Below are 17,181 nucleotides of genomic sequence, written 5' to 3' on the forward strand. Positions count from 1 at the left end.
TTTTGCGCTCGTCCTCACTTTTGTGTATGTAGTGTACTTTGCAGTAATGATCACATTAGACCTACATGGAAAGAAGGATGAAAAGAAAACAGAAGAAGAGACCTATGATGTAGGTGATTTGACCAATGAGGAACAGCCAGTTGCAATCGAAGAACGCAACGAGGGTCCTGACGAGGGTGACATGACCTTCACGGAGCAAATCACGGATGATGGACTCAGAGTTGTCAACCCGACAGGAAACGTACCCTATCCGCAACCTCCTTCTGGTGAAGAGCAATCGCAGCAGCCACAGTCACATACCGTGACCAGCGAAGAACTCAACGAGAAGAACGATGAGATTTTGGAGCACATAGATCCAGTGCCACAATGCAGTTACCTCTCAGATGAGTTTATGCAGAATCTCAACAATAAGCACAACACCCGAAAAATAGAAAAGAAGAATGCCAGAGATAAGCTGTAAACACAATCTTTTGTTTGCCATAATGTTAATAGGTGTCATGCTCTTCCAGCCAATGTTGGCATCTGCCAAATGCGGTGGTGTCGATTACAGCTGGGGAGCAGACGCACTGAGCAATGCTCATGACTTTACGGTAACAATGATGCTCTATGTAGTCTATCTGGTGTATGCCATAGCTGCCATCGTAGCCATCATAGGAGCTTTACAAATCTATATAAAGATGAATACGGGCGAAGGTGACGTAACCAAATCCATCATGATGCTGATTGGAGCCTGCCTTTTCATGATAGGTACAACTATCCTGTTCCCTGCATTCTTCGGTTATAATATAGTATAAGGTAAAAAGATAGGATAACAAAACATCTCAACCTGCAGGAGAGATAAATGAGTGTAATTTTTTTAAGTAACATCAAAAGAAATCAAATGAAGAAAATCAAGAATTTCGCAAAAAAACATTTCAGTGCCAAGCGTATGAAGACGCTCGCCATGCTCCTTTTCTGTGGAACATTGGCGACCTATGCACAGAACGCAGCTGGTGATTACACTGCCGGAACAGATGCCCTCGCAACTGTGACGGAGGAGATTGCCAAGTATGTACCTTTTGTGGTTAAGCTCTGCTACGCCATTGCCGGTGTAGTTGCCGTTGTGGGTGCTATCAGCGTTTACATCGCTATGAACAATGAGGAGCAGGATGTCAAGAAGAAGATCATGATGGTTGTTGGCGCATGTATCTTCCTCGTTGCTGCAGCCCAGGCTCTGCCTTTATTCTTCGGCCTCTAATCTATCGTTCAAGCATTAAAGAATACATCATGTCAGGAGAAGTGAACGAAAATCAGTACGTAAGCTATCCCATGTTCAAGGGACTCCAGAAGCCCCTTGAATTCATGGGGTTCCAGGGACGCTATATCACCTGGGCTGCCTGTGCCGTTGGTGGAGCCATCCTCGGCTTTATCATAGCATATTGCATTCTCGGCTTTGTGGTTGGTCTTGTGGTTCTTGCAGTTTCCCTCTGTTCGGGAGCTGCCCTCATCTTCTTCAAACAGAAGAAAGGGTTGCATACCAAGAAGGAAGAGCATGGTGTGTTCATCTATGCTTGTTCGCATAGAATGTAATCAAACAAAATTCAAACGTAAACAAATGAGCAAGTATGTTGAAATCTGAATAGTGTAAATCGGTAGGCTCACCCTCTCGCAAGGATGAGCCTATCTTCATTTGATAAAAGAGCAAATAACAATGATCATATATGTAATCATAGCATTTGTAGCAATACTCATAGGCATGGCTATCTCAGTCTCTGCCTTTGGAACAGGAGGAAAACGCAAGAAGATCTTTCAGGACATCTACTTCTCTGTTGAGGATGTGGATGGCATTGGCGTGCTCTACACCAAGACTGGCGAATATTCTGCCATCTTGAAGATGGAGAACCCGGTGCAGAAGTATTCTGCAAACATAGACAGCTATTATGAGTTCAATCATCTTGTCACCGCACTTGCCCAGACCCTCGGTGAAGGCTATGCCATTCATAAGCAGGATGTCTTCGTGCGCAAGCAGTTCCAGGATGAGAGCAATGACAACCATGAGTTTTTGTCGGAGTCTTACTTCAATTATTTCAATGGACGTTCCTATACCGATAGCCAGACTTATCTGATTATCACCCAGGAGAATAAGAAAAGTCGTATTTTCTCTTTTGACAGCAAGAAATGGCGTGACTTTGTGGTGAAGATCCGAAAAGTCAAAGACCAGTTGAAAGACTCCGGAGTGGAAGCCTCCTACCTGGACGGAAATACGGCTCGTGAATACGTTGACCGCTATTTCTCCATGAACTTCAATGACAAGGTTGTGTCTATGACCAACTTCAAAGTCGATGAAGAGTCTATCTGTATGGGCAACAAACGATGCAAGGTCTATAGTCTTGTTGATGTTGACTGTGTCAGCACACCATCTATAGTCCGTCCTTTCACAAACATTGAGGTGAATAATGTTTCAATGCCAGTGGATATGGTATCATTGGTTGACAGCATCCCATCTGCCGATGTAGTTGTGTATAACCAGATGTTCTTCATTCCTAACCAGAAAAGAGAACTCTCCCTACTCGACAAGAAGAAAAACCGTCATGCCAGTATGCCAAATCCAAGCAACCAGATAGCCGTGGAGGACATCAAGAAGGTGCAGGATGTGATAGCAAGAGAAAACAAACAGTTGGTATATGCTCACTTCAACCTTGTCGTTGAAGTACCTATAGATGCTGATATTCAGAAATGTACCAACCATCTGGAGAACTCCTTTGGCCGATTGGGCATTCATATCAGCAAAAGAGCCTACAACCAGCTGGAGCTTTTTGTCAACTCATTCCCTGGTAATTGCTACTCCACCAACCCAGAGTATGACCGATTCCTGACTCTCAGTGATGCAGCAGCCTGTCTCATGTACAAAGAGCGCATTCAACATAGTGAGGAAACGCCGTTGAAGATTTACTATACAGACCGCCAAGGTGTGCCAGTGGCAATCGACATCAGCGGTAAGGAAGGAAAGAACAAGATAACGGACAACTCCAATTTCTTCTGCCTCGGTCCTTCGGGAAGTGGTAAGTCCTTCCACATGAATAGTGTAGTCCGTCAGATGTGGGAACAGAACACCGACGTAGTGATGGTTGATACCGGTAATTCATACGAAGGACTCTGTGAGTATGTCGGTGGCAAGTACATCAGCTATACAGACGAGCATCCTATCACAATGAACCCTTTTGCCATCAAGCGTGAGGAGTTGAACATCGAGAAGATAGGCTTCCTGAAAAATCTGGTCATGCTCATCTGGAAAGGAACCCAAGGTGAAGTCACCAAGACGGAAGACCGTCTCATAGAGCAGGTTATCACGGAATACTTCGATGAATACTTCATGAAGAAACAAATAGAGAACCTGTCGTTCAACACATTCTATGAGTACAGTACAGTCCGTATTCCTCAGATTATAAAGGAGAACAACCTGGCAGGAATCGACCTTGCATCCTACAACTATCTGCTGAAGGACTTCTACAAGGGTGGTAGTCATGAGCTTACACTCAATGAGAACCTCGACACAAAGCTGTTTGATGAGACCTTCATCGTCTTTGAGATTGACTCCATCAAGGATGACCCTCTCCTTTTCCCTCTTGTTACACTTATTATCATGGACGTTTTCATCCAGAAGATGCGTATCAAGAAGAACCGCAAGGTGCTTGTCATTGAAGAGGCTTGGAAAGCCATTGCTTCGCCAATGATGGCAGAGTACATCAAATACCTCTACAAGACAGCTCGTAAGTTCTGGGCTTCGGTGGGTGTGGTTACTCAGGAGATCCAGGACATTGTTGGAAGTCCTATCGTGAAAGAGGCTATCATCAACAACTCTGATGTGGTGATGCTGCTTGACCAGAGCAAGTTCCGAGAACGCTTCGACGAAATCAAGGCAATCCTGGGTTTGACAGATGTGGACTGCAAGAAGATCTTCACCATCAACCGCCTTGAAAACAAGGAAGGCAGAAGCTTCTTCCGAGAAGTCTTTATCCGCAGAGGAAGTGTTGGAGGCGTGTTTGGTGTAGAAGAACCTCATGAGTGCTATATGACTTATACCACCGAGCGAGCAGAAAAGGAAGCTCTGAAACTCTACAAGAAAGAGTTGAAATGCGACCATCAGCATGCCATCGAAGCCTATTGCCGAGATTGGGAACTGTCAGGAATCACCAAATCCCTGCCATTTGCCCAGAAGGTGAACCAGACTGGTCATGTGCTGAACCTCAAACCCAAGAGGAAATTTGATGAGTATATGTAACAAGTCATAAACGATAATATTCAAACAATGAAACGCTATCTGATAATACTTACTCTCAATCTCTGTGCCGTAGTACCTACGATGGCACAGTACTACAGTGTTAACTATGACAAGCGCACTGTAGAAGCAATGACAGCCGCTTTTGCAACAGAGGCAGCTACTGAGGCGTATTATGCCGAACAGGTAGCCAAGATACGTGAACACTATCAGGCGGCAGAGGTGGCAGCGGCAGGAATCTTCACATCCAAGTTCCTTGACCGCAAAGCCCTCACCCATCTGGGACTATGGACAAGTTCGACGGAGAACTACTATTACCGCCGTATCTACAACATGGTGTCGGCCAAGATCATGCCGAAGATATGGACTGTAGCTGGAATGATGCTTAAAAGTCCACAGAATGCTCTCTACTGGGGAAGCTATTTATATAAGGTATGTGAAGAGACCAAGACTCTCTGCTATCAGTTTGAGTCAATCGTCACCAACAGCACCCTCTCGTTCAAGGATATTGCATTTCTGGAGATCAACCAGGAATTGGCGGCTATTCTGAAACTCTCGGAGTTGGGCAACGTGGATTGGGAAGCGATGTTTGACAACTTTTCCGGGTTCGGTTCCAACTTTACGAAGGAGAATCTGAAGGAAGACATAGACAACCTGTATGCCATGGGAGTCAACCTTGCTTCTGCTGGAGCTGGTAATGCTGTAGGCTCAATCCTTGGCAACAGTAGTTTCAGTGGTACGATGATGGATAAGACAAGCAGCGTCATTGAGATTGCAGAAAATGTGTATGGACTCTACAACAGTCTGTCTGCAAATGCAGGCAATACGCTCTTGCAGTTTGTTGGAGGAAGGGACAGCATTGCAAATCTCTTCTCTTTATCGAACTACAATCTGACCTCTTGGGTAACAGACTATGCCCGTGAAGGAATGGGACAATACTACACCCAGCGATGGTATATCTATAGAGTTGATGCCGGTAATGTGAAGCTGTGCGACTACTATCCACCTACAGACAATGATGCCATCATCAAAGGTGATCACTGGTATCGTATCAGCACAAAGGACAAAAACTATACTCCAACATCGGCAGAAAGAGAAGCAGCATTGAGAAACTCAGAAAGCCATGCTGGATGGAGTCGAAGTGATGTTCTGCAGCATAACAACTCAAACGACGGCTTCAATTATAGCATAACCTACTATATGTCAGGCTATATTCTCAGCAAGAAGAAAAGTGGTCAATATGCTAAAGCCTATGCTTACGAGATTCATGTTTCAAAGAGCTGGTACAAAAAGGAAGTTGCCTTTGAGGATGTCTTTGATTCCTACACAATGGACATGAACACGTTCAAAGCCGGATTGAATGCACGACTGAAAGAACTCAATGATAACGAGGAAGGTTACACCTACTATCTTTCAAGTGATGCAAAGAGATACTATCAGACAACCGATGCCAAGAAGATTGCAGGATGTGAAACAGCAACTATCAGTGTTACCTGCCATGGCGGTACCAAACTTGGTGAAGCATCAACCCAATACAAGTGTTCGAGTTGCGGAGGTAGCGTGAATGGTCACACCAAGCAGTGTGCCATGGCCACGAGTGTCACTCATGAAAGCGTCAACACTTCTGAGATTGATTCCAAAATTGCTGAAACAGAGAGGAAAATAGCTTCTCTACAGTCTGAAATCACAAACTTGGAGGCAGAGAATACGGAACTTCTGAGAAGAATCAAGAATTCAAATGTGAATGATGCAGCGAGGTATCGTCAACAGTACAATGCCAACAAAGACCGTATAACAGCATTGAAGTCAGATAAGAGCAAAGCCGAATCAGAACTTGCCCAGTACCAAAAGGCAAAGCAAGAGGCTATTGATGGAGAAAATGCCGTGACAGACGATTATTACCGCATTCCGGCCATCATGCAAGATTGCAAGACTGCCTATAATCTCAGTTGGAATGGTTCGGGGGCTTGGGAAGGTAATACTTTCGTTCGTACTGCTTCCATGCCGAATATCAATGGTGTCATTACTTTCAAGGCAACAGTTTCAATAGCAAGAAAGCCTAAGTACTTCATGGGCATCAAGATACACCGTGCCATCGTGCAGATTTCATGGACTCTGACCACGGAATATAGCGATACGCAAGTTGTGGCTGTAGTAAACCTCGATCCTGCTAAAACCGATGAGGAGAAAGCAGCCGAAGTGAATGCCAAACTTGCTGAGATAGCCCGTGACTATCCAGACTGTGACCCTACGGTTGAATATGCCAAGAGTAGCCCTGTGGAATCAGACAATACGGATGATACTTATCATTTGCTCTGGTCAAGTGACCGACTGGAGATTGCACGTCAGATAGACAGCCGTCTCACCAAGATATTTGCCGATCTGGTGTCATTGGAGAAGATGATGCATTACAAGCATTCCATCATAGACATTCTGAGGAGTGTCGCTCCCCCACTGAATGACGAGCAAGGCAGAAGACTGACGCTCATAGAAAAGTGCAGGAAACGATGGTTGCGACATGCAGCTGATAGCGGACATTCAGATAGTTATAACGGAAAATATGATGACGATGAAGAAGAAAACAGTGAATAGCAAGATATTGACAATACTCATTTGTCTGTTTACTCTTTTGCCTTCGGTAGCAAAGGCTCAGGTGGGTTTTGATGCAGTTTCTATCGAGGCCTATATCAAAGATCACAAGCAACAGCGCAGTCTGCTGCTTGTGCGTTCCACCTTGGAGGCAAGCAATAAACTGCTGCATGACTATAGCGGCGATGCCAACTTAGGCTTCAGAGACATCAACAAGGAACTGGATAAGTACACCAGGGCATTTGATGTGATTGACATTCTGTACCAGTCACTCCGCACCAGTCTCAATGTGTACAGCACCTATGAGAATGTGAGTGACAAAGTCGGTGACTATAGAAAGATGCTAAATGATTTCAGGAAGAAATGCCTGGAAAGAGGAAACATCATGAGTACCGATACGCTGATCATCACCATCAACACCAAGGCTTTGGCTAAGATTGCAGATGAAGGCGACAATCTCTATAGGTCTGTAAGTGATTTGCTGCTATATGCTACTGGAGCTGCGGCATGTTCAACGTCAGACTTGCTTCTCATTCTTACAAACATCAACAACTCGCTCGACAACATCAACAAGCATCTCAACAAGGCATACTTTGAAACATGGAGATATATCCAAGTGAGAATAGGCTATTGGAAAAAGCAGGTGTACCGTGCCAAGAGCAAGGAGGAAATCATAAGTGATGCCTTTGGACGATGGAGAGGCGCAGGATATTTAGGCTATTAGGATTATAAATAAAAACTCAATGAATATGAAACATTTAATCTCTTCACGGACAGCACTTTGTCTATGTGGCTTGACGTTATGCTTTGACGCATCAGCCCAAGGCTATGTGAGTTACAACCATGATGCAGCCAAGATGAATCAGATTACGGTTCAGGAGATTGGTACCGGTGGTCTCACTCCTGCATTCTATTATGATGCCTTACACAACAGCTATCAGAAGTCTGCAGCAAAAAAGAACAAGCAGTTTTTCAGAACCATGGCAGGAGTCTCTGCATACCAGCAGGTGGATGTTGCAGACAGCATCAAAGCTTCCCTTACCCAACGAGCAGAAATCGAAGCACTCAACATTGCAGACCGGCAGATTGACATTGCCTGGCTTGCAGAAGGAAACAAGATCAACTCCAAGCTCTCGGACTTTCAGGCGAATATTGACCGAATAGTAAGCGCTGGTGGTTCTGTTTCTGACAAAACACGATGGACAGAATACTACAAGATGTATAAGACCGCCATCAAGGAGATGCAGGATGCCTATATGCCTAATGCCCAGCGCAAGCAGCAGTATCTTGCCATCTATGATGACATTACCAAACAGAATGAGACACTTATCTCCTTTTTAGTCCAACTAAGCAACAAGAGAAAGACCTCCTCCTTGCTTGCTGCTCGACTTGAAAGAAGAAACAATGTGGCCAGCCACGCATCATCAGCAATCAGCCGATGGCGTGAAGCAGGCAAAAAGAATATAGGAAATAACTCCGGAGGCTCAGGAACTGATGACTCCGACGAAAATAACATAGTAAGACAATAAAACATGGCAGATTCAAACATCCTTTCCGATTTCGGTATCAAGATCCTCGAACAGGAGATTGATGATGTGATTTTCCAGACCAACGAGTTCCTTTGTGATGCCACGTTCACAGGCTCACAAGGTCCGTTTTGGTGGATATTGCAGATGTGTATGGCTCTGGCTGCGCTGTTCTCGATAGTCGTAGCTGGCAGTATGGCCTACAAGATGATGGTAAAGCATGAGCCGATAGACATCATGAAGCTGTTCAAGCCTCTTGTGGTCAGTGTCATCCTCTGTTGGTGGTACCCACCTGCAGATACCGGCATTACAAACAACGGCAGCAGCTGGTGTGTACTTGACTTTCTCTCCTATATCCCTAACTGCATAGGTTCATACACCCACGACTTGTATGAAGCTGAGTCCGCACAGATTGAGGATAAGTTTGAAGAAGTCCAGGAGCTCATCTATACACGTGATACTCTTTATAACTCATTACAAGCCCAGGCTGACGTAGCCCATTCTGGCACATCGGATCCAAACCTAATAGAGTCCACCATGGAACAGGCTGGTGTGGATGAAGTGACAAACATGGAAACTGATGCTTCGAAGCTCTGGTTCACATCACTCACAGCTGGTGCGGTGGTAGGCATAGACAAGGTGATTATGCTCATAGCATTGATAGTCTTCCGTATAGGCTGGTGGGCAACTATCTATTGCCAACAGATACTCCTGGGTATGCTGACGATATTCGGTCCGATACAATGGGCATTCTCTCTCTTGCCGAAATGGGAAGGAGCCTGGGCAAAGTGGCTGATACGTTATCTCACGGTACATTTCTATGGAGCAATGCTATACTTCGTGGGCTTTTATGTCCTTTTACTCTTTGATATAGTGCTCTGCATTCAGGTGGAGAACCTTACAGCCATTACGGAAAGTGAGCAGACGATGGCAGCATATCTGCAGAACTCGTTCTTCTCAGCCGGTTATCTGATGGCAGCAAGCATTGTAGCATTAAAATGTCTGAACCTCGTTCCAGACCTTGCTGCATGGATGATTCCTGAGGGCGACACAGCATTCTCTACCCGAAACTTCGGTGAAGGTGTGGCACAGCAAGCCAAGATTTCAACCCAGGGCATGATTAGTAAAGTGATGTAAACAGCAAATAATACATATATAATAAGGTATGGTAATAAAGAATCTCGAAAACAAAATCAAGTTGGTGATGATTATCTGCTCACTCTTCCTTGTGGGCTGCATCATCATCTGTATCTCCAGCATTTGGACAGCCAAGCAAATGGTTTCAGATGCTCATCAGAAAGTGTACGTGTTGGATGGCAATGTTCCTATTCTCGTACAGCGCAGCACCATGGAAGAAACGCTCGATGTGGAAGCAAAGAGTCATGTGGAGATGTTCCACCATTACTTCTTCACTCTTGCGCCAGATGACAAGTACATCAAATATACAATGGATAAAGCCATGTATCTGGTCGATGAAACGGGTCTTGCGCAGTACAATACATTAAAGGAGAAAGGCTTCTACTCAAACATCATGGGTACGAGTGCCGTATTCAGTATCTTCTGTGACAGTATCAAGTTCGACAAGGAGAAGATGGAGTTCACCTACTATGGCAGACAGCGTATTGAGCGACGCACAAGCATTCTTACCAGAGAACTTGTGACGGCAGGTCATTTGAAGCGTGTTCCCCGAACCGACAATAACCCACATGGTTTGCTCATCACCAACTGGAGAACCCTTCTCAATAAGGATATAGAACAAAAGACCAAACTGACATATTGATATGGGATGGAAGAATATATTTATCGGTGAAAAGATGCCAGACAAAGATGATCCTCAATATCGTCAGAGATATGAGACTGAGGTGCAGGCAGGACGCAAGTTTGCCAAGACGATGAAGCTTGATGTGCTTGCAGCCAAGGTACAACTGTTTGCTAATGACCATAAACTGTTGTTCCTCTACCTTGTATTTGGTTTCATAATCTTCTGTTTTGGTCTGAACATCTACAGGTTGGTAGTGGTGTATAGTCATCAACAGTCAAGACAAAGTGCTACGGAAAGGCAAGAGCAGATGTTGCGTCTGCGACACAGCAAAGTCTGGAAAGCTGTTGAAAATGCCTACACCACGCATCCTGCCATGAATAGAGATAATCAAAAGAATAATAACGAAAAGATAGATAACGATGGACGCATTGAAAAAGATTAACTGGAAACAGCCCAAGTATATGATACCGCTTATCATTTACTTCCCTCTGTTGTTTGTCGGCTACTTCGTCATTGACCTCTTTCATACGGAGAAGGCTGAGATTCCTGATGGTCTCACTACGACCGAGTATCTTAATCCAGACCTGCCTGATGCCAAAATGAAGGGAGACGGTATTGGTAACAAGTATGAGAGTATGCTCAAATCATACGGTAAGATAGACGATTATTCAGCAGTAGGAAACATTGAACGCAATGAAGAAGATACCAAGGAAGAGTATGATACAAAGTACTCAGATGAAGAACGTAAACAGGTGGAAGCCCAGGAAGCCGAGAAACTCTCTGAGATGCAAAGGCAGCTACAGGAGAGCGCACAGAAAGGCCAGGAAATCGCCAAAGGCAACAATTCTGCAGAAAATGATCGCTTAGCTCGTGGCAAACAGCGTGAGCAGGAGGCGATGGAAGAACTCAATCGAGCCATTGCCCAGGCAAGGATTCAGGCTCAGCAGGTCTCTACCCCATCCATGCAGGCCGAAGTAACTGCCAAAACGGGCGATGTCAAGGAAGGAAAGGTTGAAATTCCGGAAAAGAAGAAGACCGATGATGAACCGCATGAGGTCGTCAAGAAGGTCAAGGTTACTTCCGACTACTTCAACACCCTGTGTGATAATGACAAGGAAGCTGGACTTATCAAGGCTATCATAGACGAGAACATCAAGGCGGTGGATGGATCAAGAGTACGACTTCGTCTGCTCGATGATATTGTCATCAATGAAACGGTCATTCATAAAGGCTCCTACATCTATGCCACCATGAGCGGCTTCGGTTCACAGCGTGTCAAGGGCACAGTCAAGAGTATCATGGTAGATGATGACATCGTCAAGGTAAACCTTTCGCTCTATGATACCGACGGACTTGAAGGATTATATGTACCAAGCAGCCAGTTCAGAGAGACCACAAAAGATGTTGGTAGCGGTGCTTTGAGCAATACTTCAACCCTTACCAACAGTACATCTACTGGAGGTGGCAATCTGGCATCCTGGGGTGCACAAGCCGTTACCAATGCCGTTCAGAAGACAAGCAACGCCATCAGCAAGGCCATCAAGAAGAACTCAGCCAAGCTGAAATATGGAACCTTTGTGTATCTCATCAATTCACGTTCAAACCAGAAAGATAAATAATAAACATATACGAATATGAAGACTATCAAGAAATTCTGCGCATTGGTAGTATGCGCATTAGCCTCTCTCCCATCCATGGCACAACAGACGTATCAGGAAATGGAGCAGCTAACCATCAATGAGAATGTCACAACAGTCATTACCGCCTCTGAGCCAGTACGCTTCGTTGATATTTCTACGGATGCAGTGGTCGGCGACCAGCCAATCAACAATACCATCCGTCTGAAACCCAAGGAAGGTGCAGCCGTACATGCCGATGGTGACATCCTTGCTATAGTGACGATAGTTACCGAGCGTTACAGAACCCAGTATGCTCTGATATACACTACACGAATGCAGGAAGCAGTCACAGACAAACAGATTCTTGCCTCTGAGAAGATTCCATACCATAATCCTTCTGTATCAATGAGTACTGAGGATATGACCAGATATGCCCGAAAGATATGGAACTCACCGGCAAGAATACGAAACGTGAGCACCAAGCAGCACAGAATGACCATGAGGTTGAACAACATCTACTCTGTTGGAGAATACTTCTTCATTGATTTCAGCATTGAGAACCGTACCAATATCCGCTTTGACATTGATGAGATGCGTATCAAACTGAATGACAAGAAGGTTTCCAAGGCAACTAATGCCCAGATGATTGAGCTTACGCCAGCTATGGTGCTTGACCAGTCCAAGACTTTCAAGTATGGTTATAGAAACGTTCTTGTGCTCAAAAAGATGACATTCCCTAACGACAAGGTGCTGACTATCGAGATTTCAGAGAAGCAGATTAGCGGAAGAACTATCAATCTGGATATAGACTACGAAGATGTTCTGTATGCCGACTCATTCAATTCATATTTAATGATGGAGGAATAAGACGATGAAGAAATACATATTGTCATTGATGATGGGACTGTGCGTATCAGTCTCATCATTCGCCCAGAGCCATAGCGACCGCATATCCGTAGGTGTAGGTGCTTTGTATCAGAGAGGTTTGGATGCCACAATCTCATGGGAACATGAAACACGCTATCACAATGCATGGGAGTACTTCATCAACGGCTACATCAAATGGGATGAATGTGCATCATGCGGACACGTCTGTCCAGAGTCATTTTGGAACAACTACCGTACATGGGGAATAGGTGCTGCCTACAAGCCTTGTGTGGCAAGAGGAAGGAACAACTACGGAAACCTCCGTATTGGCGCAAGTGCTGGCAGTGACACAGACAAGTTTGTTGGTGGCTTGCATGTCGGTTACGAGCATAACGTTGCCCTTCGTCACGGATGGGGATTGTTTGTTCAAGCCAAATGTGACCTCACTCTTCCCAAACGGGAAGACTTGTTTCGCACTGGCATCGTGATAGGATTCAAGATACCCACATTAAAGAAATAGCAACAATGAAGATACTAAATATCATTTGTACTACTCTCATGGCAGTAGCATTTGCCTCATGCGATGAGCATCGAGACTTTCCTGATACGGCAATGAAGACCTGCGATATCCTCTGTACAGATGGCAAAGTCGTAAGATTCGAGGAAGTTAAGTCCCAAAACAAGACTCCTATTGCTGTGGTGTTCTATGTGAATCAGAACGAGAACATACAAGGCACAGGCTATGCTGTCTATCTAAAGGACATTGAACCGTTTGCCTATTCTGACTCTCTCGGAATGAAGCATAACACATCAGCTGATATTGCTGCATTTGATGGCAATGGCAATACTCATGCTATGTATTCCACTGGAACTTCGCCTGCAGCTTCAGCAGTTTTTGACATGTGGCAATATGGTCAGAGTGCCTACATCCCTTCAGTTGCTCAGATAAAACTCTTGTATCAAGCACGTAGTGCGGTTAATACGTATATTCGCAAGTGCGGAGGCGATGTGATTCCAGACAATCCGGATGAGTGTTGGTATTGGACATCGACAGAGGTTAAAGACCAGGAAACAGCCAAAGCCTGGTTATACTCGTTAGCCTCAGGAGCAATTCAAGAAACACCAAAAACGCAAGCACATAAAGTCCGTCCTATCATCACTTTATATAATTAGCATTAAATATTCACTATAACACAAGAATAAGGTTTCATGGAGGAAACAAAAGAATTACAGACCATGTATAAGATATTCCGCTGTCTGATATACTTATCATTGATAGTGGAGTTCTTTGAGTATGCTATAGACCCAGCGTTGCTTGACTATTGGGGTGGCATTGTTTGTGACATACATAGCCGTGTAAAGCGGTGGTTCATCTATATGGATGGCAACCTCGTATGGAGCAAGATTGCTACCATCGTGCTTATTTGTATCACCTGCATTGGCACCCGAAACAAGAAACATTTGGAGTTTGACGCTCGCCGTCAGGTGTTCTATCCGTTGGTAGGTGGACTGTTCGTTACCATACTGTCTGTATGGCTTTTCGGTCATCGTATGGATATGAGGTTCTATACCATCAGTCTGAACATCTGGCTTTACATGGCTACCTCTATTCTTGGTACCATCTGCATCCATGTTGCCCTTGACAATATCTCAAAGTACCTGAAGGAAGGATTGCTCAAAGACCGTTTCAACTTCGAGAACGAGTCTTTTGAGCAATGCCAGGAACTGCAGGAGAACAAGTATAGCGTAAACATCCCGATGCGCTATTACTACAAGGGCAAGTTTCGCAAAGGTTGGGTGAATATCGTGAACCCTTTCCGAGGAACATGGGTAGTTGGCACCCCTGGTTCCGGTAAGACATTCTCCATCATCGAGCCGTTCATCCGCCAGCACAGTGCCAAGGGTTTTGCTATGGTTGTCTATGATTATAAGTTTCCGACGCTTGCGCAGAAGCTGTATTATCACTATAAGATAAACCAGAAGGCCGGGAAGGTGCCACATGGATGCAAGTTCAACATCATCAACTTTGTGGATGTGGAATACTCCAGACGTGTGAATCCTATTCAGCAAAAATACATCGGCAATCTTGCTGCAGCCAGTGAAACGGCTGAAACCCTTTTGGAGTCTCTGCAGAAAGGCAAGAAGGAAGGTGGTGGCGGTAGCGACCAGTTTTTCCAGACATCAGCGGTCAACTTCCTGGCAGCTTGTATCTATTTCTTTGTCAACTACAAGAAGGTGCCATACGACAAGAACGGCAATCCTCTTATTGCAGAGATGACAACAGAACCAAAGACTCATCGTCCGAAACCTACAGGCAGAGTCTTCGACCATACCGGCAGAGAGGTGGAACCAGAGTATTGGTTGGGCAAGTACAGTGACATGCCCCATATCCTTTCTTTCCTTAATCTCGATTACCAGACAATCTTTGAGGTTTTGGAAACAGATCCAGAGGTTGCTCCTCTCCTCGGTCCTTTCCAGACTGCCATGAAGAATAAGGCTATGGAACAGTTGGAAGGTATGATAGGTACGCTCCGTGTCTATACCTCTCGATTGGCTACCAAGGAGTCATATTGGATATTCCATAAGGATGGTGATGATTTTGACCTGAAGGTGTCTGATCCTAAGAATCCGTCATATCTGCTCATAGCCAACGACCCAGAGATGGAAAGTATCATTGGTGCGTTGAATGCTTTGATTCTGAACCGTCTTGTTACCCGTGTCAACACTGGTCAGGGCAAGAATATTCCTGTCAGCATCATCGTGGACGAGTTGCCTACGCTCTACTTCCACAAGATTGACCGACTTATCGGTACTGCCCGAAGCAACAAAGTTAGCGTAGCTCTCGGTTTTCAGGAGCTGCCACAGCTTGAATCTGACTACGGCAAGGTAGGTATGCAGAAGGTTATCACCACAGTCGGTAACGTAGTGAGTGGTTCAGCAAGAGCAAAAGAGACATTGGAATGGCTCTCCAACGACATCTTCGGCAAGGTAGTTCAATTAAAGAAAGGTGTGACCATCGACCGAGACAAGACCTCCATCAATCTCAATGAGAACATGGACAGCCTTGTTCCTGCAAGTAAAATCTCAGACATGCCTACAGGTTGGATATGCGGTCAGTCTGCCCGTGACTTCATAAAGACAAAGACCGGGCGAGGCGACAGCATGAACATCCAGGAGTCGGCAGAGTTCCAGACCTCTAAGTTCTATTGCAAGACGGACTTCGATATGAAGAAGATTGCTGAGGAAGAAGCTGACTATGCGAACTTCAAGATACCAAAGTTCTACACCTTCCCATCCAAGGATGCCAAGGAGCGAATCCTGTATCAGAATTTCGTGAGTGTAAACCTCGATGTCAAGAATATGATTGACGAGATAAACAAATTCAAGATAAAATGACTTTCAGAAAGATAATATTATTCCTGCTCATATCATTGAGTCTGGTTGCGAATGTCCAGGCTCGAATGCCAACAGAGGGACCGGCATCAACGTCGGCTTCCATTTTTGAATTGCCACCTTTCGAGCGTGCGGTATGCTGCATCAGATTCTATGAAGGCATGCACCGAGCTAAGGACTATCCTTATGTTGGTTATGGGCATAAGCTCAGACCTGGAGAGCGTTACTCTGCTAATATGTCAACATATGAAGCAGAGCAACTTCTTCGTAAAGACCTCAGAGAATTATGTGCTATGTTTCGTTCCTATGGTCAGGACTCCCTACTCCTTGCTGCTTTGTCCTATAACATCGGACCATACAAGGTGACTGGATATAAGGGCAAATACCCTAAAAGTTCTGTTTTAAAGAAACTCGAAGTAGGCAACCGGAACATCAGAGACGATTATGTGAATCATTGCCATTGGCGAGGGAAACGAATCCCTTCCATTGAGCGCAGACGATATGCAGAACTCATGTTATTATTTATCCCATGACAGAGAACGAACCAATCAAAACCGTTTCTGACGGTATTACATTCCTATCCACTGGTAGATATTATGATGGTATCAACCGGTGGGTAGCTCATAAACTGAAAGATGGAGACAATGATGCAATAGACTATGCTGCACGCCAGATAGCAAAGCTGTTACCACAAAATGCGGTTCTCGTTCCAATCCCAGGACATCATGGCAAAGCCGAACAGACCATGCAGTTGGCAAAGGCTATCTCGTCATATACTCATCTCCCTATCGTTGAAGCCCTCCGTGGCATAGAGCGAGGCTCACAATATGATGCCAAGAAAAGAGGCCAGACGCTTTCTGCCGAAGATATGGGGTTCTACAAATATAAAGACTTACCCTCGAATCGTACACCTTATCTCATTGACAATGTAGTAGATACAGGCAACACCGCAAAGGCAGCTGTCAAAGCACTTGGCTGTGGAACAGCTGCTTCATTTGCTATGAGCGATACTCTTCTACAAAGAGAAGAAACCAGAAGTCTTCGCCGATAACACTATTATAAAGATTGATTTATGCCCAAACCAAGAAAGAAACAAATAAAGCCAATCGCAACTGCAACAATCTACCATTGTAAGGATTGTGCTAATAGTTACGATTGGCATAGTAA

At 44.8% G+C, this 17,181-nt stretch carries 18 protein-coding genes; all 18 read left to right on the top strand.

Annotated elements, in window-relative coordinates; translation table 11 throughout:
• Nucleotides 1-46: 46 nt before the first annotated feature.
• Entirely contained in the window at nt 47-460 is a 414-nt protein-coding gene (locus tag ACTQ53_RS05255) for a hypothetical protein (protein ID WP_238405100.1), read from the top strand.
• A gap of 22 nt (nt 461-482) precedes the next feature.
• Nucleotides 483-794, top strand: coding sequence for a DUF4134 domain-containing protein (locus ACTQ53_RS05260; RefSeq protein ID WP_181976460.1), 312 nt, complete (start codon nt 483-485; stop codon nt 792-794).
• 86 nt (nt 795-880) lie between these two features.
• Nucleotides 881-1,237 (top strand): DUF4134 domain-containing protein, encoded by a 357-nt coding sequence (locus ACTQ53_RS05265; protein WP_334667567.1) that lies wholly within the window; start codon nt 881-883, stop codon nt 1,235-1,237.
• Between the two features lie 29 nt (nt 1,238-1,266).
• Nucleotides 1,267-1,569, top strand: a complete 303-nt coding sequence (locus tag ACTQ53_RS05270) for a DUF4133 domain-containing protein (protein ID WP_228113653.1) — start codon at nt 1,267-1,269, stop codon at nt 1,567-1,569.
• Nucleotides 1,570-1,690: 121 nt separating this feature from the next.
• Nucleotides 1,691-4,261, top strand: coding sequence for a TraG family conjugative transposon ATPase (locus tag ACTQ53_RS05275; RefSeq protein ID WP_441932317.1), 2,571 nt, complete (start codon nt 1,691-1,693; stop codon nt 4,259-4,261).
• Nucleotides 4,262-4,288: 27 nt separating this feature from the next.
• On the top strand, nt 4,289-6,850 hold the full coding sequence (locus tag ACTQ53_RS05280) for a hypothetical protein (RefSeq protein WP_441932318.1): 2,562 nt from the start codon (nt 4,289-4,291) through the stop codon (nt 6,848-6,850).
• The gene (locus ACTQ53_RS05285; RefSeq protein ID WP_295400006.1) at nt 6,828-7,571 is read left to right on the top strand and encodes a hypothetical protein; all 744 of its coding nucleotides are present in this window, start codon (nt 6,828-6,830) and stop codon (nt 7,569-7,571) included. The genes ACTQ53_RS05280 and ACTQ53_RS05285 overlap by 23 nt, the downstream gene beginning before the upstream one ends.
• A gap of 25 nt (nt 7,572-7,596) precedes the next feature.
• Nucleotides 7,597-8,376 (top strand): DUF5045 domain-containing protein, encoded by a 780-nt coding sequence (locus ACTQ53_RS05290; RefSeq protein ID WP_441932320.1) that lies wholly within the window; start codon nt 7,597-7,599, stop codon nt 8,374-8,376.
• Nucleotides 8,377-8,379: 3 nt separating this feature from the next.
• Nucleotides 8,380-9,510 (top strand): hypothetical protein, encoded by a 1,131-nt coding sequence (locus tag ACTQ53_RS05295; RefSeq protein WP_118191485.1) that lies wholly within the window; start codon nt 8,380-8,382, stop codon nt 9,508-9,510.
• A 28-nt stretch (nt 9,511-9,538) separates the two neighbouring features.
• Entirely contained in the window at nt 9,539-10,153 is a 615-nt protein-coding gene (gene traK / locus ACTQ53_RS05300; protein ID WP_118079520.1) for a conjugative transposon protein TraK, read from the top strand.
• 1 nt (nt 10,154) lies between these two features.
• The gene (locus ACTQ53_RS05305; protein WP_441932322.1) at nt 10,155-10,577 is read left to right on the top strand and encodes a hypothetical protein; all 423 of its coding nucleotides are present in this window, start codon (nt 10,155-10,157) and stop codon (nt 10,575-10,577) included.
• On the top strand, nt 10,555-11,754 hold the full coding sequence (gene traM / locus ACTQ53_RS05310; RefSeq protein ID WP_203041465.1) for a conjugative transposon protein TraM: 1,200 nt from the start codon (nt 10,555-10,557) through the stop codon (nt 11,752-11,754). Before ACTQ53_RS05305 ends, traM begins: the two co-directional genes overlap by 23 nt.
• A 15-nt stretch (nt 11,755-11,769) precedes the next feature.
• Complete coding sequence (gene traN / locus ACTQ53_RS05315; protein WP_441932324.1) at nt 11,770-12,621, top strand: conjugative transposon protein TraN; 852 nt, start codon at nt 11,770-11,772, stop codon at nt 12,619-12,621.
• 4 nt (nt 12,622-12,625) lie between these two features.
• Nucleotides 12,626-13,141 (top strand): hypothetical protein, encoded by a 516-nt coding sequence (locus ACTQ53_RS05320; RefSeq protein WP_153113199.1) that lies wholly within the window; start codon nt 12,626-12,628, stop codon nt 13,139-13,141.
• A gap of 5 nt (nt 13,142-13,146) precedes the next feature.
• Nucleotides 13,147-13,794, top strand: coding sequence for a DUF1566 domain-containing protein (locus ACTQ53_RS05325; RefSeq protein ID WP_441932326.1), 648 nt, complete (start codon nt 13,147-13,149; stop codon nt 13,792-13,794).
• 36 nt (nt 13,795-13,830) lie between these two features.
• Nucleotides 13,831-16,017 carry a type IV secretory system conjugative DNA transfer family protein gene (locus tag ACTQ53_RS05330; RefSeq protein ID WP_441932327.1) on the top strand — a complete coding sequence of 729 codons (2,187 nt, stop codon included), beginning with the start codon at nt 13,831-13,833 and terminating at the stop codon, nt 16,015-16,017.
• Nucleotides 16,014-16,547, top strand: coding sequence for a glycoside hydrolase family protein (locus ACTQ53_RS05335; protein WP_441932329.1), 534 nt, complete (start codon nt 16,014-16,016; stop codon nt 16,545-16,547). The genes ACTQ53_RS05330 and ACTQ53_RS05335 overlap by 4 nt, the downstream gene beginning before the upstream one ends.
• Nucleotides 16,544-17,065, top strand: a complete 522-nt coding sequence (locus ACTQ53_RS05340) for a phosphoribosyltransferase (RefSeq protein WP_441932331.1) — start codon at nt 16,544-16,546, stop codon at nt 17,063-17,065. Before ACTQ53_RS05335 ends, ACTQ53_RS05340 begins: the two co-directional genes overlap by 4 nt.
• Nucleotides 17,066-17,181: the final 116 nt, after the last annotated feature.

Origin of the sequence: Prevotella sp. Sow4_E9_plate (genome assembly GCF_052116205.1) — a bacterium.
Classification (GTDB): Bacteria; Bacteroidota; Bacteroidia; order Bacteroidales; family Bacteroidaceae; genus Prevotella.